This window comes from Bradyrhizobium sp. B025 (assembly GCF_042257955.1).
GTDB classification, from domain to species: Bacteria; Pseudomonadota; Alphaproteobacteria; order Rhizobiales; family Xanthobacteraceae; genus Bradyrhizobium; species Bradyrhizobium diazoefficiens.
This window is the reverse complement of sequence record NZ_CP170150.1, coordinates 2,313,556-2,336,601: the sequence shown is the minus strand read 5'-3', so window position 1 is coordinate 2,336,601 and position 23,046 is coordinate 2,313,556. Positions and strand designations below refer to the sequence as shown.

Below are 23,046 nucleotides of genomic sequence, written 5' to 3'. Positions count from 1 at the left end.
GATGACATCGCATCGAGAGGCCCGGATCGCCGGTGTCAGCCTGGCGGCCATCTACGCCATCTGCCTGTTGCTGGCCGCAATCGGCATGAGCTGACCGGCAGACACCTGCGACCGCGCTGCAAAGATTCCGTCTGGTCTGCTCGCTGAATGCAAAAATCATGGCGCGGCGCACGTCCTGACCGTATGGTCTGATAAAATCATAATCCGGCGCCGTCGCGCTGGAATCGGGACGCCCACGTTTGTCCAGGTTCACCCTTCCGGTCCGGCTCGCTCTCCTGGTCACGGGGACGATGTTGCCGCTGATCGTCTTCGCGGTTGGCATTGCCGTCTACAATTACAAGCAGGACCGCAGCGACGCGACGCGCCGCGTGTTGGAGAACGTGCGCAGCATGCGCCTGGTGATGGATTCCGAGGTGCAGCGGATGACCGGCGGCTTGCAGGTGCTCGCACTGACGAACTCGCTGCGCAACGACGACTTCCCGAACTTTCGCCGCATCGCGCTTGGCTTCCTCGACCAGTATGGCAAGGGCGGCCTGGTGCTGATCTCCGACCGCAAGGGCCGGCTGCTGTTCTCCTCGGCGACGGAGGACACCGCGAGCCTGCCGCCGCGCGGCAATCTGGAGATCGTCGAGAAGGTGTTTGCGACCAGAGCGCCGCAATATTCCGACCTGTTCACCGGCGCGCTCAACGGGCGGCAGGTTCTCACCGTCGAAGTGCCGGTGTTTCGCAACGGCGAGGTGATCTACGACCTCTGCTTCAGCGCGCCGATCAGCATCTTTCAGGATCTGGTGGAGAAGCAGCGCCCGGACCGGCAATGGACGGTAAGCCTGCTCGATGCCAAGGGCACCGTGTTCGCGCGCGCGCCGAACCCCAGCGAGACATTCGGCAAACGGGCTTCGCCGTCGCTCTACGCCGAGATGTTCCGCAGCGACGAGGCGGCGCTTCCGACCGTGTCGCTCGACGGCGTCGCGCTCGCCGCCGCCTACACCCGTTCGGGGCTGACCGGCTGGACCGTGGCTGCCGGCGTCGCCGAGAGTTCACTGATCGCCCCGCTCTGGCGCAACATCGCCGTCACCAGCCTGATCGGCGGCATCCTGCTGCTCACCGGCCTCACCTTTGCGGTCCGCATGGCGACGACGATCGCACGCGGCGAGATGCTGCACGATCTGCTGATCGAGGAGCTCAACCACCGCGTCAAGAACACGCTGGCCCTGATGCAGGCGATCGCGGTGCAGACCTTCCGCAGCGCGAGCCGCGAGGAGCGGGCCAAGTTCGAGGGCCGCCTCGGCGCGCTCGCCGAGGCGCACAATCTGCTCAGCCAGGAGAAATGGGCCGGCTCGGAACTGAAGGAGGTGATCACGCGCGCGCTCCAGCCGTTCCTGCTCAATGCGCCCGAGCGCATCCGGATGGACGGCCCCGCGGTGCCGCTGTCGCCGCGACTTGCCGTGGTGCTGTCGATGATCGTGCACGAGATCGCCACCAACGCCGCGAAATATGGCGCGCTGTCCAATGAGACCGGCCGGGTGACGCTGGACTGGGAAGTCATCGCGGACACACCGAAGCCGCGCCTGCGGCTGATCTGGAGCGAGATCGGCGGACCGCCGGTGACGGCGCCGGTGCGGCGCGGCTTCGGCTCGCGCCTGATCGAGCGCAGCGCCCGCGACCAGCTCGGCGGCGAGGCAACCGTCGATTTCCTGCCGCGCGGCGTCGTCTGCACGGTGACCTGCGCGCTGGACGAGGCGCGGTGAATCAACGGGATGGTCATCCCCAATGCCGGATTTGCGGGTTAGAGCGATAGCCATGTGAAGGCCTCGCACCTTTTGTCATAAAACGTCTTTCACAAAACCTCCGTTCAAGACCCAGGCAACTCAGCGCCGCCCGTCGTGCATTTTCGAAAACGCGCGCCTGCCCGGAGCAGGATCGGACAAAGCATGGCCGCTTCAGGAAAGACGCTGGGAGTTTGCGCCGCCTAGAACGTGCGCCGACCCGTACAAATACGGGCACCTGATCCGAAGCTCGATGCGATCAGGAGGAGCCACGCAATGATCGAGAGCAGCACACTCATGCGCAATCCCTCGCACAACGGCGTGCCGTCCGCACCCGGCGCACAGCCGGACGATGGCTCGACCTCCGAACGGCGGGCCGCCGACGCAGAGATGGCGCGGGTGCTCAGGACCGAACCGGCTCGCATGGCATTGGATTCCTCCGGCGCCGGCATCGCCCACTGGAAACATGATCCATTGCACGACGTCGTCGAGCCCATGAGCCACCATGTGATCATGGCGTACAACGGCATGATGCAGCGCATGGAGCGGCGGTCGGGAAAATCGGTTGCGATCGGCACGTTTCGTCCTGGAGTGGTGATCATCATTCCGGAAGGATCGAGCTCCCGATGGGATATTCCGAAGCCTGTCGATGTGGTCCAGCTCTATCTTCCGAATGCAACACTGAAGCGCGTTGCCGACGAAGCCGGGACCGCAAAACCGGCCGACCTGCTGGAGCGGACGGCGCATCCCGATCCCATCACGTCCAGACTGCTCTTGAGTGCAGCGGATGCGCTGGGGGGCAACGGAGCCCTGGATACGTTGTTCCGTCATCAACTGACGGATCTTCTGGCCACCCGCCTGCTGGTTGCCCACACCGGTTCGCCAACCAATTTTCAACCGACCATGGGCGGGCTGTCGCCGAAGGTCCTGCTCCGTGCGATCGAACGGTTGCGCTCGGACAGCGATGCGGACATCTCGCTCGATGCGCTGGCTTCCGATGCCGGCCTCTCGCGCTTTCACTTCTGCCGTGCCTTCAAGGAGAGCACCGGGCTCTCGCCGCATGCCTGGCTGCGCCAGCACAGGCTCGAGCAGGCCATGAACATGCTGCGGGAGAGCGACGAATCGGTCGTCTCGGTTGCCGCAGCGCTTGGCTATTCCTCGCAGACCGCCTTCGCCGCGGCCTTCAAGAAGCTGACGGGTGAAACGCCGAGCGATTGGCGCAGGCGCATGCGTTAGCAGCAATCTCTCGACAGGGACGGCAATCGCTCTGGGGCAGTCGGATATCTGGTTCGCTAAACATCTTGGCATCGCACGACGCGGACGGAGACCAACGATGGACTGGAAACACCTTGCAATCGCACCGCGACGGAAAGCCATCACGTCGGCGCTGCTGTATGGGCTCTCGCTGACCGTACGCTTCACCCAGCCGACAGCCGAAGAAGCGACCTTACAAGCGACGCAAAGCGCCAATCCCGCGACGTCAATCCTGATCAATCAGGGTTGGCCCAGAAAACCGATGGTGCCGGCAGCTCTGCGCGGCTGGACATCGGGCCCGAGAAGCTGCCCGGCGGCATGTGATGGCCCTGGGCTACTGTCCTCACTGCCGAACTGCGCCGCGCCGTAAGGGTCCGGCGGTCTCCGTTTCACCTCGTCGCGTCATCGTCGATCGCACAGGCTCTGCCCACACAAGGCGGCGGCGATGACGCGCGCACGTCCCGAGTACTAACCCCAGGAGTCAACCACATGCGACTGCTCATCATTGGCGCCGGCTTCGCCGGCATGTACGCCGCCCTCTCCTCGGCCCGCCTGCGCGACATCCAGGGCGTTTCGCCTGACGATCTCGAAATCGCCCTGATCGCACCGGAGCCGACGCTGGTGGTCCGCCCGCGGCTCTACGAGCCGAAGCCGGAAACCCTGACGGCACCGCTGCTCGATGTCCTCAGGGCGATCGACGTCGACTACATCCAGGGCAGCGCCGAGACGATCGACACCAAGGCGCGGATGGTGCAGATCGCCACTCCCAGGGGCACGCGCACGACACTGTCCTACGACCGCGTCGTGATCGCCACCGGCAGCCGGCTGTTCCGCCCCAACATTCCCGGCCTTGCCGAGCGCGGCTTCAGCGTCGACTCGCTCGATGACGCGATCGCACTCGACAAGCATCTGCACGGTCTGGCCGACCGGCCGGCCGTGAATGGACGCGACACGGTCGTCGTTGCCGGCGGCGGCTTCACCGGCATCGAGGCGGCAACCGAGCTGCCCGCGCGCCTGCGCAACATCTTCGGCAAGGACTCCAGGACGCGCGTCATCATCGTCGAGCGCAACAGCGCGATCGCGCCCGACATGGGCGAAAACCCCCGCCCGCTCATCGAGGATGCGTTGCGCAAGCTCGGCGTCGAGATGCGGCTCGGGGCCGGCGTCGTCTCGCTCGACAAATCCGGCGTGACGCTATCGACCGGCGAACATATCGAAACCGAGACGGTGGTCTGGGCGGCCGGCATCCGCGCCGCGCCATTGACCGCGCAGATTCCCGCCGAGCACGACAATTTCGGCCGCCTGCTGGTGGACCGCGATCTGCGCGTGCCTGTCGTCGCCGGCGTCTTCGCCACCGGCGATGCTGCGCGCGCCGCATGCGACGACGAGGGCAATTACGCGCTGATGTCGTGCCAGCACGCCACGCGCATGGGAGCCTTTGCCGGCAACAACGCCGCCGCCGAGCTGCTGGGCGTTCCGACCAGGCCGTATCACCAGAAGGCCTACGTCACCTGCCTCGATCTCGGCGAAGCCGGCGCGGTGTTCACGCGCGGCTGGGAGCGCAAGGTCGAGCTGGTCGGCGACGTCGCCAAGAAGACCAAGCAGGAGATCAACACCGTCTGGATCTATCCGCCGAAGGCCGAGCGCGCCGCGGCGCTCGCGTCGGCCGATCCGGAGCGCGTGACCAGTCTCTGACCACACGAGGCGATGACGGCCGCGCTCTCCTGGCTACGCGGTCCGCTCAACCAAGACCAGCCAGAACCAGGACCAACCACCTTCCCATGAAACAGGAGACAGACATGAACCTGCACAACACCTCGTACCCCGTGTCATCCGGACCTGAAGAGCTCGTTCCGTCGCGCTACGCGCTGAAGGTCGGCGAGATCGACGTGCTGGTGGTCAGCGACGGCGTGCTGCCGCTGCCAACCACGATGTTGGCGCACAACGCCGCCCCGGCCGAACGTGCGGCCTGGCTGCACGACATGTTCCTGCCACAGGATGCCTTCGACTGGGCGCTGAATGCGGTCATGGTACGCAGCGGCGGCAAGACCATCCTGATCGACGCTGGACTGGGGTCCGACCCAAACTTGCACCTGCCGCGGGCCGGACAGTTGATCAAGCGACTGGAGGCTGCCGGCATCGACCTGTCGTCCGTGACCGATCTGGTGCTGACCCATCTGCACATGGACCACATCGGCGGCCTGCTCGTCGATGGGATGAAAAAGCGATTGCGCAAGGACCTGCGGATCCACGTGGCCGCCGCCGAGGTCAAATTCTGGGAGTCGCCCGATTTCTCGCAGACCGCCATGCCGCAGGGATTCCCGGACGCGCTTCGCGCGACCGCCAAGCGGTTCGTGAGCGAGTACGGCAGTCAGTTGCGGCAGTTCGATGAGACCCACGAGATTGCGCCCGGCGTCATCGCCCGTCGCACCGGCGGTCACACCCCCGGACACAGCGTGGTGCGCGTAGCGTCCGGCGGCGATGCGCTGACATTCGCCGGCGACGCCGTGTTTGCGGTCGGGTTCGAACAGCCCGACTGGCACAACGGCTTCGAGCACGATCCCGAGGAGGCCGCGCGCGTTCGTGTCCGTCTCTTGCGAGAGCTTGCCGAGACCGGCGAGATGCTGGTGGCCACTCACCTGCCGTTCCCGTCCATCGGCCGGGTGGCGATCGACGGCGACGCCTTCCGTTTTGTGCCGGCCTTCTGGGACTACTGACCGCCTGTTGAGTTAGGCCGAACGGGGCGCGTGCTCATGACGTTCGTGAGTACGCGCCCTGAATTCAATCGGCCCGGTATGGCCCCCGTCCACCGACCCGGATATAGCGAGAAGTACCGATGAACTATGTGCTTGGAGCATCGCAAGGATGATCTGTGCAAGTCCCGAACTCATTATCTTCGATTCGGACGGTGTCCTGGTCGATAGTGAGATCATTGCCCTGACCGTGCTGGTCCGGACAGCATCTGAGGAAGGCGTGGCGATCAGCATGGAAGACGCGATACGTTCGTTCCGAGGGGTGAAGATGACGGACTGCGTGCGCGAAATCGAGCGCCGGTTAGGCCGCAGTGTCCGAGACACTTTCGTCGCCGACGTTCGGCAAGCAACCGCGCTGGCTTTTGATGCCGAACTGAGGCCTGTCGAGGGAATCCATGCAGCGTTGGCTGCAATCACTGCTCCGGTTTGCGTGGCGTCTAACGGACCCATGTCGAAACTCACGCATGCACTCGGATTGACGAGCCTGCTGGGGCACTTCGAAGGACGCATATTCAGTGCGTACGAGGTTGGTTCGTGGAAGCCGAACCCCGGCCTGTTTCTGCATGCTGCGCAGACGTTGGGCGCTCACCCCTCACGTTGCATCGTTGTTGAGGACTCGTTATCCGGGATTTGCGCAGCAAAGGCCGCAGGAATGAGGGTCCTCGGCTTTACCGGAGGTGATCCGGAAATTGAGCAAGAGTTAGCAGCTGTCTGCGACGACCTCTTTCATCGCATGAGCGACCTTCCGGCTTTGCTGAGCATGGAATGATTGCAGCACTCCCATTCGACACGCCCTACCCGAACGTCTGCAACGCCGGAAACGTCTCCAGCAGCCAGATGCTCACATTCGAGACCGCGCCGGTGAGAAAGCCGATGCCGGTGATCACCATCAACACGCCCATGGCGCGCTCGACATTGACGAGATGGCCCTTCATGCGCGCGAACAGCGCGGAGAACTGCTCGATCATCAGCGCGGCGATCAGGAAGGGAATGCCGAGGCCCGCGGAATAGACCGCGAGGAGCCCTGCGCCCTTGGTCACCGTGGCTTCGGCCGCGGCGATCGAGAGGATCGCGGCGAGGATCGGGCCGATGCAGGGCGTCCAGCCGAAGGCGAAGGCGAGGCCCATGATGTAGGCGCCCCACAGGCCGACGGGTTTCGGGATCGGCAGCCGGCCCTCGCGCATCAACAGGCCGATGCGCGTCAGGCCGAGGAAGTGCAGACCCATCACGATGATGACGACGCCGGCGAGGATCGACAGCTCCGCCGACCAGGCCCGGATCAGCCCGCCGACCAGCGAGGCGCTGGCGCCGAGCGCCACAAACACGGTGGAGAAGCCGAGCACGAACAGAAGCGCCGACATCATGATTGCGCGCTTGGAGGCCGATGACGGCTCGTCGCTCTCGACATGCTCGATCGTCGCGCCCGTGAGATAGATCAGGTAGGGCGGGACCAGCGGCAGGACGCATGGGGAGAGGAAGCTGACGAGGCCGGCAATCAGCGCCGCCGGGATCGAAACATTTTGCATGATGCAGTCGGAGCCATCTCAGGCGCCGGCGCGGCGCGCGGGGAATGCGCGCGGCCCGGAGCACCGGCTCTGGTGTAGCCGATGCCGGAAAATGCGCAACAGAGGCGCACAAAACCAGGGCTCCTCCCGATGCCGTCCGCAATCACAGATGCGGCATCGGGACGCGCACAAACCTCGCCAAAAAGCGAGATCCGGCGGCGCGGCTACTTCACCACGCGGAGCAGCGGACGCCGGGGCTGGTCCTGCGTCTGCTTGGAGGGGGGTGGCGGTTCGCTTGCAGCGCTCCGCAGCATTTCGTCGCACAATGCCTTGAGATCGGCACTGTCAATTCCTTTGAGTTTCATCCGCACGTCCAGGATAACAATGGACAGCAGCTCGGCCGACTCACGGCTATTGATCTCGTTGAGAACCCTGCGGCACTCCTCGAGCGTTTCCAGCACCGACTGCAACTGTTCGTCTGAATGCGACACCGGCGTTCTTTCCGTTAATTCGGCCTGCGAGACGTGTTGGTGACGACCCCTCTGGCCCCCATGGAGAGCCAACGATAGCACGAGGCCGCTGCGCCTCTGAACATGATTTCAGTGTGTTTCTGCGTTGAAACTGCGGTTCCGGCGAACATCGCCCCGCTGCTTAATTGGCCATCATCGAAACGACGAAGGGTAGAACGCACGATGCGCTGTGATCGATCCGTCCTGGAAGGCGGGAACGCCTCTCTCGCAAGCAGATCCATTGCGGACAGCGCCGACAATCCCGCAGCCATTTCACGGCTCGCAACGGAACTCACGCGACACCCCTCATTCGGGCGAAAGTTTGCCCGATTCCCAGCCCTTGGCCGCACTCAGATACCACCTTCGAGGTAGTAAGGATGGCGTTCAAAACTCGCCATTCCCCAACCCGTCGTGGTTGTGGTTTGCGCCAGATTCTGCCAGTTTAACAACCCGAAGGGACTTGTATGCACTCCTTGGCGGAAAGGGGCGTTCCACTAGAGGAACGCCAAAAAGCAAATCTCAGCGGCCTCTCGGATTGGGATGCCGCCCGGATTTTCCTGGAAGTCGTCCGATCCGGAAGTTTCCGCTCGGCGGCCGAACGTCTGTCGCTGTCGATCAACGCCGTCCGCCGACGCATCGACGATTTCGAGCGTCAGACCGGCACTACCCTTTTCACCCGCGACGTGCACGGCACCCACCTGACTGACGAGGGCACGATGGTGGTCTCCGCCGTCGAACGAATGGAGGCGGCTGCGTTCGACGTGCTGCGCACCAGCGATTCGACGGCCAATGTCCTGTCCGGCGAGGTCCGCGTCGCGGTGACCGAGGGCCTTGGGACGTTCTGGCTCGCCCCGCGCCTGGTCGAATTCCAGCAGGCCTATCCGAAGATTCTGGTCGACCTGCATTGCGCGATGCGATCCGCAGACGTCTCCCGCCACGAGGCTGACGTCGCCATCCACCTGTCGCGTCCTTCCGCGCTCGACGTCAAGCTGGTGCGGCTCGGCCGCATGCATCTGATGTTCTGGGCCTCCGAGAAATACATCGAGAAACATGGCGCTCCGCGCTCGGCAATGGAATTGATCAAGCACCGCCTAGTGCTGCAATTCGCCGACCAGCTCGCCGCCAAGGAAACTTTCGAGAGCTTCTTCCCGGGCGTTCCTGAACGTGACCTTCTGGTCATGAAGACCAACGTCTCAAGCGCCAACTACTGGGCTGTCGCGAATGGCGCCGGAATCGGCGTATTCCCGAGCTACGCCGTCGCGCTTGGCGGGAAGTTGATTCCACTGGAGGTCGAGCTGAACCGACCGCTGGATATCTGGTTGTCCTACCATCCCGGTAGCGGCCGAATTCCGCGGGTACGGCACATGATTGACTGGCTGATCGAGGCTTTCAATCCGGCTCGCTTCCCGTGGTTTAAGGAAGAGTTCGTGCACCCGCATGAATTCAAGGACTCGTATATGGGCGAACCCCTGACCCAGCTCTTCGGGGGATTTTCAACCGAAGAACGGTGAGAACGAACATGAAAACAGCGGCGAAAAGAATGAAGCAACGCAGTGCCGGCAAGCCCGACATCGAGCTTGGCAAACGGATCCGTCTGCGGCGCGTCGAGATGAAGATCTCGCAGGCCGAGCTCGGCGAGAAGCTCGGCGTCAGCTTCCAGCAGGTTCAGAAATACGAGAAGGGCGTCAATCGCGTCGGCGCGGCTCGGCTTCAGCAGATCGCCACCGCCCTCGACGTGCCCGTGACCTTCTTCTACGACGGCGACAACAAGGCGCGCGAAGTCGAGAGCCTGCTGTTCCTCGATTCGGCCTTCAGCCTCCGCCTGCTGCGCGCCTACAGCAAGATCAAGGACCAGACGGTGCAGCGTCAGCTCGTCTCGCTGATGGAATCGATCGCGGCGAACGAAGCCTGATCCATCTCGGCGGTCTGGCCTTCAAGGCCGACGTTCAATCCACCGCGTCACGGGGGCGCGGCCGGATTGAACGAGACCTGCTGGATCGGATTTGGCCTGCGCGCCGTCCGCGCGCGGCATTCGGGCGGCCTGACCGCCCTTTTTTTTGGCCTTTTTCTTGATCTTTTTCTTCATCTTTTCCCTGCCCCCGCCCGCGGTTTTCGCGAACCCATCTCCACCCTGCCGCGACCCAATCGAGAGACTCCGCACTGGACGCGCGGAGTTTTCGACTGCCGTGCTTAATGGGACCTCAATATTGATGCCCTAGCTTCCCGCCGATCTTACCAATCGGCGCCCGCGGCGCGGCGACCGGGAAATTGCCAATGCGAGCGCTCGTCCGGGCCTCGTCCTCAGGGGAAGAACAAGACAGATGTCGAAGCGCCATGCCGTGATGATTGCCATGGGCCTCTTCGCCAGCGCTTCCGCGCTCGCGCAGACCGAGACCACGGGCCAGGCCGGCTCCAGCCCGGCGGCGTCGGGCGGCACCGTGCCGGCCGCCGCCAATCCGGCCCACGCGGCCGCGCCGAAAACCGCCGCGTCGACCTCGGCCTCGACGCCGGAAAGCCGCTCGGCCGCAGCGCTCGCGATGACGCACGAGCCGACCTATGACGAGGGCTCAGCCCAGCGCATCAAGGACGCGGCGCTCAGCTATTCCGATCTCGCGGTGCGCGGCGGCTGGCCGACGATCCCGGCAGACGCCAAATTCGCACTCGGCGTCCAGGGCGCCAATGACGACCTGCTGCGCAAGCGGCTGATCGTCTCCGGCGACCTTTCCGCCGACAAGGCAAGCGGCGCCTTCGACCAGGATCTCGCGGACGCGGTGAAGCGTTTCCAGGCTCGCCACGGGCTGGCGCCGACCGGCATGGTGACGCCGCGCACGCTCGCGGCGATGAACGTTTCCGTGCAGAAGCGCATCCGGCAGCTGGAGGCTTCGCTCCAGCGGCTCGAGAACATGAATTTCGGCTTCGGCCAGCGCTATGTCGTGGTCAACATCCCCGCGGCCTTTGCCGAAGCGGTCGAGAACGACGTCGTGGTGCGGCGCTATCGCGTCATCGTCGGCAAGACCGAAAAGCCCTCGCCGACACTGACGGCCCAGATCACCAGCGTCGTTCTCAATCCGACCTGGACGGTGCCGTCATCGATCGCCAAGACCGAAATCTCCGCGCATATGCGCAAGGACCCGACCTACCTGTCGCGTATGCACATGGAGGTGCTCGACGCCCACGACAATCCGATCGATCCGCATTCGGTCGACTGGTCCGGCACGCATACGCCGAACTTCACTGTGCGCCAGCAGAACGGCACCTTCAACGCGCTCGGCGCGGTGAAGATCGACATGCCGAACGCCTACTCGGTTTACATGCACGACACCAACCAGCGCAATCTGTTCAGCGACGACTACCGTTTCGATTCCCACGGCTGCTCGCGCGTCGACAACGTGCGCGATCTCGCCGCCTGGCTGCTCAAGGACCAGCCGAAGTGGAGCCGCGCCGCGATCGACGCTGAAATCGCGAGCGGCCAGCACCTCGACGTCGCCATGGCGAAGAAGGTCCCGGTGGCCTGGACCTATCTCACGGCGTGGATGACCAAGGACCAGACCGTCCAGTTCCGCAACGACGTCTATAACCAGGACGAGCAGTTGCTGGAAGCGACCGCGGAAGAGGCGGCCTTCTTCAGCAATGCCGGCAGCCATCCGCTGACCGCGCACATGACGCGCTAGGATCGGCGCAGTAGCCGCGCCATGCAATCGCGGCACAGGCGGATGCAGAGCCCATCGCCTCGCCGCGGTTGACCCGGACCTCGGCCCGGCAGCACATTGCGCCCGGCCTACGACAAGCGAGCGCGCGATGCCCGACATTTCCAATGAAACTTCCTACGCCGACGGCAAGATCCTCAAGCACGCCACTGATGGCGTCGGCGTGATCACCTTCAACAATCCCGACAAGCGCAATGCGATGTCGCTGGAGATGTGGGAGGGATTTGGCGAGGCACTGACGGCCTTGCGCGACGACGACGCGGTGCGCGTCGTGATCCTGCGCGGCGCCGGCGGCAAGGCGTTCGTATCCGGCGCCGACATCAGCCAGTTCGAGAAGACGCGCCACAACGCGGCGGCGTCCGAGGATTACGCCAGACGCAGCGCCGCCCAGCGCGCGCTGCTCGCCGACTATCCCAAGCCGACGATCGCCTGCATCCAGGGCTTTTGTCTCGGCGGCGGCATGCAGGTCGCGATGCTTGCCGACATCCGCATCGCTGCGCTTGGCAGCCAGTTCGGCATTCCCGCGGCAAGGCTCGGCATCGCCTATGGCTACGACGGATTGCGGCACCTGGTGTCGCTGGTCGGCCCGTCCTGGGCGCGGCTGCTGATGTACACGGGCATGCGGATCGATTCCGCGGAAGCGCTGCGCATTGGCCTCGTCGAGCGCGTGGTCCCGGACGATCAGCTCTGGGGCGAGACCATGGCGATCGCCGCGACGATCTCGCAGAACGCCCCGCTCGCGATCAAGGCCGCCAAGATCACCATCGCACAGGTGCTGAAGGACGAAAGCGGTCGCGACATGGAGGCGATCAAGGCGATCGGCCATGCCTGCATGGACTCCGCCGATTTTCGCGAGGGCCGGCAGGCCTTCATGGAGAAGCGCAAGCCGCAATTTTCGGGGCGGTGAAGCTGAACCGGCATTCAGGAAGATTAAATTCCTCTGTCTCCTGCACCGCGATAGCAACCAACTGATCCGTCGCAAGTTCTTCCGCCACCAACGAGGGAGATTGCGATGAAACTCAAGTTTGCTGTGCTTGGTCTGGCCGCGCTCGGCAGCGCTGCGCTGACGTCAGGGCAAGCGCTCGCGGCGATGCCGAACGGCATTCGGCAGGCCGATCGCGTCGCAAGCGGCCCGGCCGCCAACGTCGATCAGGTCCGAATGGTCTGTAATCAGTGGGGCCGCTGCTGGTGGCGTCCGAACTATTATGGCGCCTATGGCTATTACGGTGGCCCGCGCCGGTACTATGGCGGCCCGCGCCCATGGGGCTGGGGTCACCGCCACTGGCACCGCTGGTGAACGACGAAGGGGCCGCGAGGCCCCTTTCTCTTGGCATCTGACTACAGCGCCCCCAGCACCGCCTTCGTGATGTCGGCCGTGCCGTTGCTGCCGCCGAACTCCATCGGCTTGATGCCGCCGGCATAGACCTGGTCCACCGCACGTTCGATCGTCTCGCCGGCTTCTGCCGCGCTCTCGACGCCGTGCTTGTCCGCGATCCAGTCCAGCATCATCGCGGCCGACAGGATCATGCCGGTCGGATTGGCCTTGCCCTGCCCCATGATATCGGGCGCGGTGCCGTGGCAAGGCTGGAACACGGCGTATTTGTCGCCGATGTCGGCCGACGGCGCCATGCCGAGACCGCCGATCAGGCTCGCGGTGATGTCGGAGACGATGTCGCCGAACATGTTCTCCATCACCATCACGTCGAAATCCCAGGGACGCTTCACCAGCATCGCCGAGCAGGCATCGACATAGAGCCGGTCGGTCCTCACCTCCGGATGCTTCTTGGCAATCTCGTCGAAGATGCCGCGGAAGAAGGCAAAGGCCTTGAACACGTTCGCCTTGTCGACGCAGGTCAGCATCCCCGGCTTGCCGCGCGCCTTGCGGCGTGCGGCGAGGCGAAACGAGAACTCGAACAGGCGCTCGGAGGTCCGGCGCGTGATCACCATGGTCTCGCGCGCATCCTCATGGGTGACGACGCCCTTGCCCATCGAGGCGAACAGGCCCTCGGTGGATTCGCGGATCACGACGAGGTCGATACCGCGCGTGTCGGCGCCGACGATCGGGCTCGGCACGCCCGGAATGAGCCGCGCCGGCCGCACGCCGGCATAGAGATCGAAGATGAAGCGCAGCTCGATCTGCGGCGCGATCTCGGTGTTGTCGGGGTAGCGCACCGACGGCAGGCCGCAGGCCCCGAGCAGGATCGCATCCGCCTCCTCGCACAGCTTGATCGTGCTCTCGGGCATCGACTTGCCGGTGGCGAGATAATTGTTGGCACCGGCCGGCGCCTCGGTGAAGCGGAAGCGCAAATCCGATTTCTGTTCGATCTTGCGCAGCACCTCGATCGCCGGAGCCATGACTTCAGGGCCGATGCCGTCACCGGCGAGCACGGCGATGTGGAAGGCGTTGTTTGCGGACATGGGGGTTCCTGCATTTTCGGGCGTCATTCCGGGCGGTCCGCAGGACCGAACCCGGAATCTCGAGATTCCGGGTTCGATGCTTTGCATCGCCCCGGAATGACGTAAAGAGAAACTACGGCGTCAGCACCGTGCGCCCGACCACGGCGCCCTGCTGCAATTGCACCAGCGCGTCGTTGGCCTTGGCGAGCGGCTGACGCGTCACCGGGATCGGCGGCACGTTCTTCGTTCGCACGAGGTCGAGCAGTTCCTGCGTCTCGCGCAGATTGCCGACATAGCTGCCCTGGATGGTCACCGCCTTGATCGGAATCAGCGGCAGCGCCCAGGTCGCACCGCCGCCGAACAGGCCGACGATGACGAGCTTGCCGCCCTTGGTCAGGCAGTCGAAGCCGAGCTGTGTCGTCGCGGCATTGCCGACGAGGTCGATGACGGCGCGGATCGGCCCGCCCGCTTTCTTGGCAAGCTGCTCCAGCGCGTCCGGCGCCTTGGGATCGACGGTCGCAAGCGCGCCGGCCTTCTCCGCCGCCTCGCGCTTCCTGGCGTCGATGTCGACCATGATCGCGCCCTTGCCGCCCATCGCTTTCAACAGCGACAGCGCCATCAGGCCGAGGCCGCCGGCGCCGAACATCACGATCGGCGTGTCGAAATGCTGCTCGACCTTCTTCAGCGCACTGTAGGTGGTGACGCCCGAGCAGGCATAGGGCGCGGTGGTCGCGGGATCGAGCCCTTTGAGGTTCAGCAGATAGCGCGGATGCGGCACCAGCATGTGATCGGAATAGCCGCCGTCGCAATAGACGCCGAGCGAGCGCGGCGTCAGGCACATGTTCTCGTCGCCGCCAAGGCAGGTCGCGCACTTGCCGCAGCCGATCCAGGGATAGACCAGGCCGACGTCGCCGAGCCTGAGATCACCCTGGTCGGTCGGCTTCACGTCAGGACCGAAAGCCAGGATTTCACCGACCGTCTCGTGGCCCATGGTCAGCGGCAGATTGATGCCGCGGTCCTTCAGCGACAGCGGCTTGCGGCCATGGCCGAGATCGTAACCGCCTTCCCAGATATGGAGGTCGCTGTGGCAGACGCCGGCGGCCTTCACCTTGATCAGCACCTGCGTGCCCGACGGCTGCGGCGTGGGCTCGTCGAACTCCTGCAGCGGCGCCTTGAAATCGGCGACCTTGAAACTCTTCATCGGCGTCCTCCCGCATGCTTCTTGTTGTCGCGCCACCATGCCACGGCCGGCGAGGCGAGACAAACGCGCACCTGTCTAGTTTACGCCGGCCGACGGTGGCAAGCCGGCCGCGCGCAAGGCCGCATTGCTCGCCGCACCGAGCCTTCCGTCACCCTTGCGCGGCCGTTTTGCCTGACGGAATTGACGCGTCATCGGCGAGGCCAATCTCGTCGCGCAACGCATCCGTGTGCTCGCCGAGCGCGGCCATCACCCTGGCCGGCGTCGTGTCGGCGCCGGACATCCGGAACGGCAGATTGAGAACCTGGAACGATCCGCCGCCATCCTCCACCGACGAGAGCGCCTGCCGGTGCGCGAGCTGCGGATCGGCCAGCGCCTCGGAGACGGTGCGATAGGCCGAGGCCGGCACGCCGGCCGCGCCAAGTGCGACGAGGCATGCCTCGGTCGAGAGCTGCCGCGACCAGGCCTCGACGCCATCCATCAACTCGGCCCAGTTCTCGCGGCGCGCAGCGTAGGCAGAGAAGCGCGGATCGGAAATCCAGTCGGGGCGTCCGATCACGCCCATCAAGCACTGAAACGTCTTTTCGCTCGCGACCGTGATCATGACATAGCCATTGGCCGTCTCGGTCGGCCCGAACATCGGGCGCGGTGGCGGCTTCACCGCGAACTGCGAGCTCTGCAACTCGATCAGAGTCAGCGTCAGCATTGACTCCAGCATGGAGACGTCGATGTGCTGGCCAAGCCCGGTCACCGTGCGCTGATAGAGCGCCGACGCAATCGCCCCAAAACCGTAGGTGCCGGTGACGACGTCGGCATGGTAGATGCCGCAATAGTCGGGGCGATTACGGCCGGGCTGGTAGGCGAGATGCGCCATGTCATAGCCGGAGGCCGCGTGGATCACCGGCGCATAGGCCGGCAGCTCAGCCGAGGGGCCGCTCTGGCCGTAGCCCGAGATCGAGCAATAGATCAGCCTGGGATTGACCGGGCGCATTCTGTCATAGTCGAGCCGCAGCCGGTGCATCACGCCCGGCCGGAAGTTCTCGACCAGGATGTCGGCGGTCGCGGCCAGCCGGAGGATCGCCTCCCTGCCGTCCTCGGACTTGAGGTCGAGCACGACGCTCTTCTTGCCGACATTGAGCTGGCCGAATACGGTGCTGCACCCCTTGCGCAGCGGCGGCCGGGTCCGCATTGTCTCGCCGCCGTCGGTCTCGATCTTGATGACCTCGGCGCCCATATCGGCGAGCATCCGCGTGCAATGGGGACCGGCGATGGTGGTCGAAAAATCCAGCACCCTGAGTCCGGCGAAGGCCTTTGTCGTCGTGCTCTCATGCTTATCTGCTAGCTGCATGCGTGCCGCGTCTCCTGGCGTATCCTAGGAACAATGAATGTTCTCTGTTGTTGGTGCGCCGACCCTAGAGGGCGGCGGCTGAGTAGGAAAGTCTTTACCGAGCGGAGGCGTTTCGCAGGCGTGCTTGGGAATTGCGGGGCAACTGGACCCGTTCTTGCATAGCAGCAAACCGGATCGGCAAGGGGCAACTGTTCTTGAGGGTCTTGTTCGTTACGACAGAAATGGACGACTTCGTCCGCGTCGGCGGACTTGGAGCCGTTTCCGCTGCCCTGCCCAGAGCCCTTCGCCCCTTCGCCGATATCCGGATCATGTTGCCCGGCTATCGCGACATCATCGAGCAACTCACGCATATTCAGATCGTTGGCCGCTGCCCGTCGTTTGCGGATCTGCCGGCCTGCTCGCTCGGCCGGGCCGCGACCAAGGACGGCCTGCCGGTCTATGTGCTGTTATGCTCGCAACTCTACGACCGGCCCGGCAATCCCTATGGCGACGAGTCCGGACGCGACTGGCCGGACAACGACATCCGCTTCGCGCGCTTTGCCTCGGCAGCCGCTGAGCTGGCCATGGGCAAGCTGGACAAGAATTGGGCAGCAGACCTGATCCATGCCAACGACTGGCAGGCCTCGCTCGTGCCGGCCTATCTCGCCTGGCGCGGCGCCAAGCTGCCGTCGATCCTGACCATTCACAACCTCGCCTATCAGGGCCTCTTCCCGAAGGACTCGCTGCGGCGGATCGGCGCACCGGAAAGCGCCTTCCACATCGACGGCCTCGAATTCTACGACCAGGTCTCCTTCCTCAAGGCTGGCCTCGTCTACGCCTCGCATCTCACCACCGTCAGCGGCACCTATGCGCGCGAGATCACCACGGCCGAGTTCGGCTGCGGCCTGGAGGGTCTGCTCCGGCTGCGCTCGGACGCCGCCGAGCTCACCGGCATCCTCAACGGCATCGACGAGAGCTGGGACCCGCGCTCCTGCGCCCAGCTCGCCCAGCAATTCGGCGCCGGCGACTGGGTCGGCAAGAAGGCCAATGCGGACTACGTGCGCAAGCAGTTCGGGCTGGCGGTGTCGCGCGGCCCGATGTTCGGCATCGTCGCGCGGCTCGTGCACCAGAAGGGCATCGACCTCGTGCTGTCCGCGGCCGACGAGATCATCGATGCCGGCGGCCAGATCGTGGTCACCGGCTCCGGCGAGCCGGCGCTCGAGCAGGCGCTGATCGACGCGCATCGCCGCCGCCCCGATGCGATCGGCGTTGCGATCGGCTTCAACGACGCCCAGGCGCGGCGCATCTTTGCCGGAAGCGACTTCACCCTGATGCCGTCGCGCTTCGAGCCGTGCGGCCTCAGCCAGATGTACGCCCAGCGCTTCGGCTCGCTGCCGATCGGGCACCAGACCGGCGGCTTGGCCGAGACCATCACCGACGGCGAGACCGGCTTCCTGTTCTCGAGACCCTCGCACGAATCCTTCCTCGGCGGCGTCCGCCGGGCCTTCGAAGCCTTCATGGCGCAGGACCAGCTCGACTCCATGCGCCGCAGCGCCATGGGACGGTCGTTCTCCTGGAGCATCTCGGCCGGCAGCTATAGCGCGCTGTACCGGAAGCTGGCAGCGGTGTGAGGCGCGACGGCGCTTCCACATACTCCGTCATTGCGAACGCTTATCTTCCCCTGTCCCCCCGCGCAACGGCGGAGCCGTTGTCGCTGGAGGTGCTCGCCTCTTCGGCGAGCCTCGAAGGGCGACGGCCCGGCTGCAGCGGGGCCGTGCATCCTTCGAGGCTCCCGGCGCGATGCTCTCGCATCGCGCCACTCGCACCTCAGGATGACGGGGTGAGGACCGAGGCCTTCACCCCTTGCCGCGCACGTCCATCTGCGGCCGTCCGATCCAGGCGCGGTTGAGGCAACGGGTTATCCAGTCCGGCTGCAACTCTCCTCGCAGCCTCGCCTGCGCTTCCTGGTAGGGACCGACATAGCGCAGCCTGTCCGGCAATTTCGGATAGACGCGCCTGATCCATTTCATCGCGTTGTCGGCGGATCTGATATCGCGCTCGTCCAGTTCGAACCCGAAGCCTGCACGCAATCGCTCCGGCAGCAGGCTTGCCGTCAGCGCGCGATACCAGCGCGGCGGGCGCAACCACGGACGGGCGCCGGTGAAGATTTGTGTCGCGATCTCGCGCGCGGCCGGGCTGACGGTCAAAGTCTCCGACTGCGCCATCGCCGCGGTGTAGGCAGCAAAGCCGGACCAGTCCGCCGGCAAATCATCCCCGGTCAATCCGAACAAGGCGCCGAACAGCCGGCCCTCGGTCCAGTAGCGCTCGCGCTCCTCCACGGAGAGCTGCGGCAGAACCAGATCATGCGCCATCAGCCCCGTCTCGACCAGCGTCGCATGAACCCAGCGCAATGACGGGATGTCGTTGGCGTAGTAGCGCGAGCCGGCAGCGAATGGGCCCACCGTCCCGGGCATCTCTCCGACGATCATGCTGTGACGCCGGTGCAGTTGCCGCGACGACAGCAAGGCACGGTCGAGCGAGCCGAACACCATGGCGAAGACGATGTCGAAGGTGCGGTGAAAGCGGCCGATCGGATCGGCCAACGTCCGGGAGTGCTCGGCGATGGCGGCGGCGACCCAGGGGTGAGCCAGTTGCAGCAGCAACGCGCGGCCGGCGCCGAGAAAGATGACAGCCTCCCGGTCGATCCGCCAGGTGACCGAGGACGGACCGAACACGCCGGGGACCGGCCCCGCCGCATCGACGCGGACCTGATCGAGCGCCGCCTCCAGATCTTTCTCAACGACCAATTGCGATCCTCGCGACGAAGACGCCGCGATAATAGCCCAGACAGCGCCCTCGTGATATCGTCACGGCCCAAAACAGATCACGGACAAGGCCCCTACTCCGCCGCAATCGGCATCTCGTCCATATGCTCGTGCAGCACCACGCCGGCGAGCGGATCGAATTCGCCGATCCACGGCTTTCGTGCGAGCACGGACCTCGTGTGGGCATAGCCGGCATGCCAGCGCCGCGTAATGCCCGACGGGCTGAAGTCGATGTCCTTGGTATGGGTCTCGCGGTCGAGCTGCGGCGCCAGCAGCCGCACGACGTGCATGCGGGTCGAACAGCCGTAGCTCATCAGCTCCCTCACCGCGGGATCGCTGCGCTCGCTCTCGGGCAGACGCGCGGCGAGCTGGTTGATGACGTGGCGCAGGCGATGGGCCTGCTGCTGGCGGGCGATCTGGCTCGCGATCCGGCTGGAATACATCACATCCTTGTGCCGGTTCAGCACCTCCGCCATCGTGGTTGGCTCGGCGCCGACCGGATTCCACAGATGCACGGAGAAGATCAGCGAATCCCTGCGCGGATTGTCGTCGAACACCGCTTCCGTCGGTGTGTTCGAGAGAATGCCCCCGTCCCAATAGAGTTCGCCATCGATGCGCACCGCCGGGAAGGCCGGCGGCAATGCGCCGGAGGCCATGACATGCTTCACCGTCAGTTCGCCGTCGCGGCTGTCGAAATAGCGCATTTCGCTGGTGCCGACATGGGCCGCTCCGACCGTCAGGCGCGGCGCGCAGCGATTGGCGAGGTCGAAATCGACCAGCTCGCTCAGCGTCTTCTCCAGCGGCGCGGTCGAATAGAAACCGGCGTGATCGGCGCCGAGCGGATAGGACTCCCCGGCATGCGCCAGCGGGTTGGGCTGGAAAAACCCGGGAATGCCCTGGGTCACGGTCGACCAATAGGCGAGCTTCTCGTTGAAGTCGGGAAACGCGGTGCGCCAGTTCCAGACCGGGTTCTGCTCCATCCGCTTCCAGAATTCCTTCAGGCGCGCCAGCCGATGCTCCGGCGCATTGCCCGCGATGAGGCTCGCATTGATGGCGCCGATCGAGGTGCCGATGATCCAGTCCGGCTCGATGCCGGCCTCGTGCAGCGCCTGGTAGACGCCGGCCTGGTAGGAGCCAAGCGCGCCGCCGCCCTGCAGCACGAGAACGACCTGACCCGGCAGGTCCATGCTCTTTCGTTGCCCGTTGTCCCGCATGCCGTTCATGTCTCGCTCCTGTCGGGCCTATGGTTATCATTCGTCAGGCGTAAGGCTATTGTTACGTCTTGCCATTTTTCGCGATTGCCGGGTCTTTTGGAAATGCCGCTTGGCTTCCGAAACCATACGCACGCGCTATGGCGGCCAGGATATCATTCCCTGTCCCGATCGGTTAGATTTCCGGCCGATCCTGCCGGGAGCCGATCCATGGAAATGCACCAGGTCCGCTATTTCCTCGCGGTGGCGCAGCTCTTGAATTTCACGCGCGCCGCCGAGGAGTGCAACGTCACGCAGCCCTCGCTGACGCGCGCGATCAAGCAGCTCGAGGCCGAGCTGGGCGGCGACCTGTTTCGCCGCGAACGGCCGGCGGCGCAACTGACCGAGCTCGGCCAGCGCATGCATCCGCTGCTGAAGCAGTGCTATGATGCCGCCGCCGGTGCGCGCTCGCTCGCCTCCTCGTTCAGGAGCGGTGAGGTCGGCGCGCTCCGCGTTGCGCTGACGCATTCGGTCGACCTGGCGCTGCTCATCCCCCACCTCAACGAGATCAGGCGGCAGTTCAACCGGCTCGAATTCCGCTTCCTGCGCGGGACGAGCCGCGAGGTCGCAGAATTCCTGAAGAAGGGCGAGGCCGAGCTCGGCATCGCCGCCGAGATCGACGAGGCCTGGGAACGGCTCGACGTCTGGCCGCTGTTCACCGAGGCGTTCGATCTCATCGTCAGCAGGGAGCACCGGCTTGCCGAGCACGACACGATCGAGCCGGACGACCTGCGCGCGGAACAATTACTCGGCCGCAGCTATTGCGAGCATTCCAAGCGCATCGCAGCGAGCCTGCGCGAGCACGGCATCGATGTCGATCACGGCCACGAGATTTCGAGCGAACGCGACCTGATCGAGCTGGTGGAGGCCGATATCGGCGTCGCCATGATGCCCCACACCTCGCCCGTGCCGGAGAGCCTGAAACGCGCTGCGGTTGCCGGCCTCGATGCCCGCCGCACCGTCAGCCTCTATGGCGTCGCCGGCCGCCAGCGCACGGCGGTGGCCAACGCCGTGATGCGCATGCTGCGCTGTGCGGACTGGCGGGCGATTGCGGGGTAGCCGCGAGAACGATCGCTGCTCTTCTTCCTTCTCCCCTTGTGGGAGAAGGTGGCGCGAAGCGCCGGATGAGGGGTATGTCTCCTTAAACTCAGCTCAGCGTTGGAGGAGAGAGACCCCTCGCCCGTCTCGCCGCTATGCGGCGAGCCACCCTCTCCCACAAGGGGAGCGGGGAAGAAAACGCGAGCCTCAGTTCTCCCGGCCCGCGCTCTCCAACGCCTCGATCAGATCGTCGATCTCCATGCGCTTGCGGAAATCCGGATCGACGAAGCGCGCCTTGACGATACCGTCGCGGCCGACCACGAACACCGCCGGGATCGGCAGCATCCAGCCGTCATTGCCGTGGAATTTCGCCATATCCTGATAGGACAACAGGCGCTGGATCTCGACGCCGAGCCAGATCGCGAGATTGAGCGACAGCGCGTAACCGTTGTCGAGATCGGTCAGGATCGGAAATGGCGCACTGGAATCGGCCTTGATCTGCCGCGTGTATTCCTGCGTCTCCGGCATGATCGCAACGACCTGCGCGCCCATTGCCTTGATGCGGTCCTGCGCCTGCACCACGGCGCGCACATTGAGCCGGCAATAGGGGCACCAGTGGCCGCGGAAGAACATCACCGCGACGGGGCCTTGCGCCAGCAGCGCGGGCAACGTCACGAGACGCCCCGTCTCGTCCGGCAGCATGAATAGCGGCATCGGATCGCCCGGACGCGGCGCGTTCTCCCCGCCGCCGTTCCCGTTCAATCGCGCCACCAGGCGATCGACCGCCTCGCCATAGGCCGGAAACACCTGGCGGCTTGCGTCGGCATACGCGAGGAGCTGCTCGTTCAGGGTTCCCTCCATCTCGCGGCAGCGCTGGAAGGCAAGCTTGAGCTGCTCGGCGTCAGCTGGTGAGAGAGAGGTCATCTTCCGCTCCGGCGTTCGAAGGGCGAATATTAGGTTCCTGGTTCGGCCGCCCGCAAGGGGCGGCCGTTACGCGAGGGCCGGTTCAGTTCACGTAGAAATTGCCGGTGGGGTCGAGCCGGCCGGACGCGGAGTACAGCGTGCCGTTGTCCATGAAGAAGACGGTGTTGGCGGGCACCTTCTTGGCGTGCTTCATCATCACGTCGTGGTTCTTCTCGGCCGGGGCCATGGCCATCGCCGACATCTTGCCGGGCCCGCCATAGACATAGGCCATGCCCGCCTTCAAATCCCAGGCGGCTTCCGAGAAGGCCGAGGTGGCGATCACCGCGAAGGCGGCGGTAAAAATCAGGGTCTTGGACACTTTCGTCATGAGTGCTCCTCCGGATTGACGTGAACGCCCGCCAATCGGGCGCCCCGCCATCGGACGCCGGATACCCCGGAAGCGGAAATGCCGATGCCCAATCGGTTCGATAGCCGCCGCGCATCAACATAGCGCAGGGCTATCGCATCGAAAGCAAGCCGGTATTTCAAAATCGACGCGGTCTCGACGAAGCTCCTGCCATAGCCGGCGACCAGCGAGGTTGCGGCCAACAGAG

At 64.9% G+C, this 23,046-nt stretch carries 24 protein-coding genes; 13 read left to right on the top strand and 11 right to left on the bottom strand.

Annotation, left to right across the window (positions count from 1 at the left end; all coding sequences use genetic code 11):
* Positions 1-290: 290 nt before the first annotated feature.
* The 6 genes from ACE10W_RS10825 (at position 291) to ACE10W_RS10800 (ending at position 6,542) form a co-directional block, all read left to right on the top strand.
* Complete coding sequence (locus ACE10W_RS10825) at positions 291-1,748, top strand: sensor histidine kinase (protein WP_304553723.1); 1,458 nt, start codon at positions 291-293, stop codon at positions 1,746-1,748.
* A 294-nt stretch (positions 1,749-2,042) separates the two neighbouring features.
* Positions 2,043-3,002, top strand: a complete 960-nt coding sequence (locus ACE10W_RS10820; RefSeq protein ID WP_370205698.1) for a helix-turn-helix domain-containing protein — start codon at positions 2,043-2,045, stop codon at positions 3,000-3,002.
* A gap of 97 nt (positions 3,003-3,099) precedes the next feature.
* Complete coding sequence (locus ACE10W_RS10815) at positions 3,100-3,390, top strand: hypothetical protein (protein WP_074077158.1); 291 nt, start codon at positions 3,100-3,102, stop codon at positions 3,388-3,390.
* A gap of 119 nt (positions 3,391-3,509) precedes the next feature.
* Positions 3,510-4,715, top strand: coding sequence for an NAD(P)/FAD-dependent oxidoreductase (locus tag ACE10W_RS10810; protein ID WP_304551481.1), 1,206 nt, complete (start codon positions 3,510-3,512; stop codon positions 4,713-4,715).
* Between the two features lie 104 nt (positions 4,716-4,819).
* Positions 4,820-5,737, top strand: a complete 918-nt coding sequence (locus ACE10W_RS10805; RefSeq protein ID WP_271558311.1) for an MBL fold metallo-hydrolase — start codon at positions 4,820-4,822, stop codon at positions 5,735-5,737.
* A 148-nt stretch (positions 5,738-5,885) separates the two neighbouring features.
* Positions 5,886-6,542 carry an HAD family hydrolase gene (locus ACE10W_RS10800; protein WP_304551480.1) on the top strand — a complete coding sequence of 219 codons (657 nt, stop codon included), beginning with the start codon at positions 5,886-5,888 and terminating at the stop codon, positions 6,540-6,542.
* Between the two features lie 25 nt (positions 6,543-6,567).
* Here ACE10W_RS10800 and ACE10W_RS10795 read toward each other — a convergent pair whose 3' ends face one another.
* Both ACE10W_RS10795 and ACE10W_RS10790 read right to left on the bottom strand, forming a co-directional pair.
* Positions 6,568-7,299 (bottom strand): cytochrome c biogenesis CcdA family protein, encoded by a 732-nt coding sequence (locus tag ACE10W_RS10795; RefSeq protein WP_011085573.1) that lies wholly within the window; start codon positions 7,297-7,299, stop codon positions 6,568-6,570.
* A 203-nt stretch (positions 7,300-7,502) separates the two neighbouring features.
* Positions 7,503-7,769 carry a hypothetical protein gene (locus ACE10W_RS10790; RefSeq protein WP_011085572.1) on the bottom strand — a complete coding sequence of 89 codons (267 nt, stop codon included), beginning with the start codon at positions 7,767-7,769 and terminating at the stop codon, positions 7,503-7,505.
* Between the two features lie 482 nt (positions 7,770-8,251).
* Here ACE10W_RS10790 and ACE10W_RS10785 point away from each other — a divergent pair, with 482 nt between their 5' ends.
* Together ACE10W_RS10785 and ACE10W_RS10780 are read left to right on the top strand one after the other, a co-directional pair.
* Positions 8,252-9,298, top strand: a complete 1,047-nt coding sequence (locus ACE10W_RS10785; RefSeq protein WP_011085570.1) for a LysR family transcriptional regulator — start codon at positions 8,252-8,254, stop codon at positions 9,296-9,298.
* Between the two features lie 29 nt (positions 9,299-9,327).
* Positions 9,328-9,699, top strand: a complete 372-nt coding sequence (locus ACE10W_RS10780) for a helix-turn-helix domain-containing protein (RefSeq protein WP_014497036.1) — start codon at positions 9,328-9,330, stop codon at positions 9,697-9,699.
* Positions 9,700-9,720: 21 nt separating this feature from the next.
* On the opposite strand, the gene ACE10W_RS10775 is transcribed toward ACE10W_RS10780, so the two are convergent.
* Entirely contained in the window at positions 9,721-9,873 is a 153-nt protein-coding gene (locus ACE10W_RS10775) for a hypothetical protein (protein WP_171901239.1), read from the bottom strand.
* 235 nt (positions 9,874-10,108) lie between these two features.
* Between ACE10W_RS10775 and ACE10W_RS10770 the strand changes: the two genes are divergently transcribed.
* The 3 genes from ACE10W_RS10770 (at position 10,109) to ACE10W_RS10760 (ending at position 12,791) form a co-directional block, all read left to right on the top strand.
* On the top strand, positions 10,109-11,458 hold the full coding sequence (locus tag ACE10W_RS10770; RefSeq protein ID WP_304551467.1) for a murein L,D-transpeptidase: 1,350 nt from the start codon (positions 10,109-10,111) through the stop codon (positions 11,456-11,458).
* Positions 11,459-11,585: 127 nt separating this feature from the next.
* Positions 11,586-12,401: an enoyl-CoA hydratase gene (locus tag ACE10W_RS10765; protein ID WP_011085567.1), complete on the top strand. Its 816-nt coding sequence runs from the start codon at positions 11,586-11,588 to the stop codon at positions 12,399-12,401.
* Between the two features lie 105 nt (positions 12,402-12,506).
* Positions 12,507-12,791: a hypothetical protein gene (locus ACE10W_RS10760; RefSeq protein ID WP_304551464.1), complete on the top strand. Its 285-nt coding sequence runs from the start codon at positions 12,507-12,509 to the stop codon at positions 12,789-12,791.
* Between the two features lie 41 nt (positions 12,792-12,832).
* Here ACE10W_RS10760 and ACE10W_RS10755 read toward each other — a convergent pair whose 3' ends face one another.
* The 3 genes from ACE10W_RS10755 to ACE10W_RS10745 form a co-directional block, all read right to left on the bottom strand.
* A complete protein-coding gene (locus ACE10W_RS10755) occupies positions 12,833-13,912 on the bottom strand; it encodes an isocitrate/isopropylmalate dehydrogenase family protein (RefSeq protein WP_028174773.1) in 1,080 nt (359 codons plus the stop codon).
* Between the two features lie 112 nt (positions 13,913-14,024).
* The gene (locus ACE10W_RS10750; protein WP_271558294.1) at positions 14,025-15,092 is read right to left on the bottom strand and encodes an alcohol dehydrogenase; all 1,068 of its coding nucleotides are present in this window, start codon (positions 15,090-15,092) and stop codon (positions 14,025-14,027) included.
* 148 nt (positions 15,093-15,240) lie between these two features.
* A complete protein-coding gene (locus ACE10W_RS10745; protein ID WP_028174772.1) occupies positions 15,241-16,437 on the bottom strand; it encodes a CaiB/BaiF CoA-transferase family protein in 1,197 nt (398 codons plus the stop codon).
* A gap of 221 nt (positions 16,438-16,658) precedes the next feature.
* On the opposite strand from ACE10W_RS10745, the gene glgA reads away from it, so the two are divergent.
* A complete protein-coding gene (glgA, locus tag ACE10W_RS10740; RefSeq protein ID WP_028174771.1) occupies positions 16,659-18,047 on the top strand; it encodes a glycogen synthase GlgA in 1,389 nt (462 codons plus the stop codon).
* Between the two features lie 225 nt (positions 18,048-18,272).
* On the opposite strand, the gene ACE10W_RS10735 is transcribed toward glgA, so the two are convergent.
* Positions 18,273-19,223 (bottom strand): oxygenase MpaB family protein, encoded by a 951-nt coding sequence (locus tag ACE10W_RS10735; RefSeq protein ID WP_304551460.1) that lies wholly within the window; start codon positions 19,221-19,223, stop codon positions 18,273-18,275.
* 92 nt (positions 19,224-19,315) lie between these two features.
* Positions 19,316-20,464 (bottom strand): patatin-like phospholipase family protein, encoded by a 1,149-nt coding sequence (locus ACE10W_RS10730; protein WP_304551458.1) that lies wholly within the window; start codon positions 20,462-20,464, stop codon positions 19,316-19,318.
* A gap of 198 nt (positions 20,465-20,662) precedes the next feature.
* On the opposite strand from ACE10W_RS10730, the gene ACE10W_RS10725 reads away from it, so the two are divergent.
* Positions 20,663-21,550, top strand: a complete 888-nt coding sequence (locus ACE10W_RS10725; RefSeq protein WP_304551457.1) for a LysR family transcriptional regulator — start codon at positions 20,663-20,665, stop codon at positions 21,548-21,550.
* 186 nt (positions 21,551-21,736) lie between these two features.
* On the opposite strand, the gene ACE10W_RS10720 is transcribed toward ACE10W_RS10725, so the two are convergent.
* The 3 genes from ACE10W_RS10720 to ACE10W_RS10710 all read right to left on the bottom strand — a co-directional run bounded on the left by ACE10W_RS10720 (position 21,737) and on the right by ACE10W_RS10710 (position 23,041).
* Positions 21,737-22,453 (bottom strand): peroxiredoxin-like family protein, encoded by a 717-nt coding sequence (locus ACE10W_RS10720; RefSeq protein ID WP_304551455.1) that lies wholly within the window; start codon positions 22,451-22,453, stop codon positions 21,737-21,739.
* A gap of 82 nt (positions 22,454-22,535) precedes the next feature.
* Complete coding sequence (locus ACE10W_RS10715) at positions 22,536-22,820, bottom strand: hypothetical protein (RefSeq protein WP_304551454.1); 285 nt, start codon at positions 22,818-22,820, stop codon at positions 22,536-22,538.
* Complete coding sequence (locus ACE10W_RS10710; RefSeq protein WP_304551453.1) at positions 22,817-23,041, bottom strand: hypothetical protein; 225 nt, start codon at positions 23,039-23,041, stop codon at positions 22,817-22,819. Before ACE10W_RS10710 ends, ACE10W_RS10715 begins: the two co-directional genes overlap by 4 nt.
* Positions 23,042-23,046 lie beyond the last annotated feature (5 nt).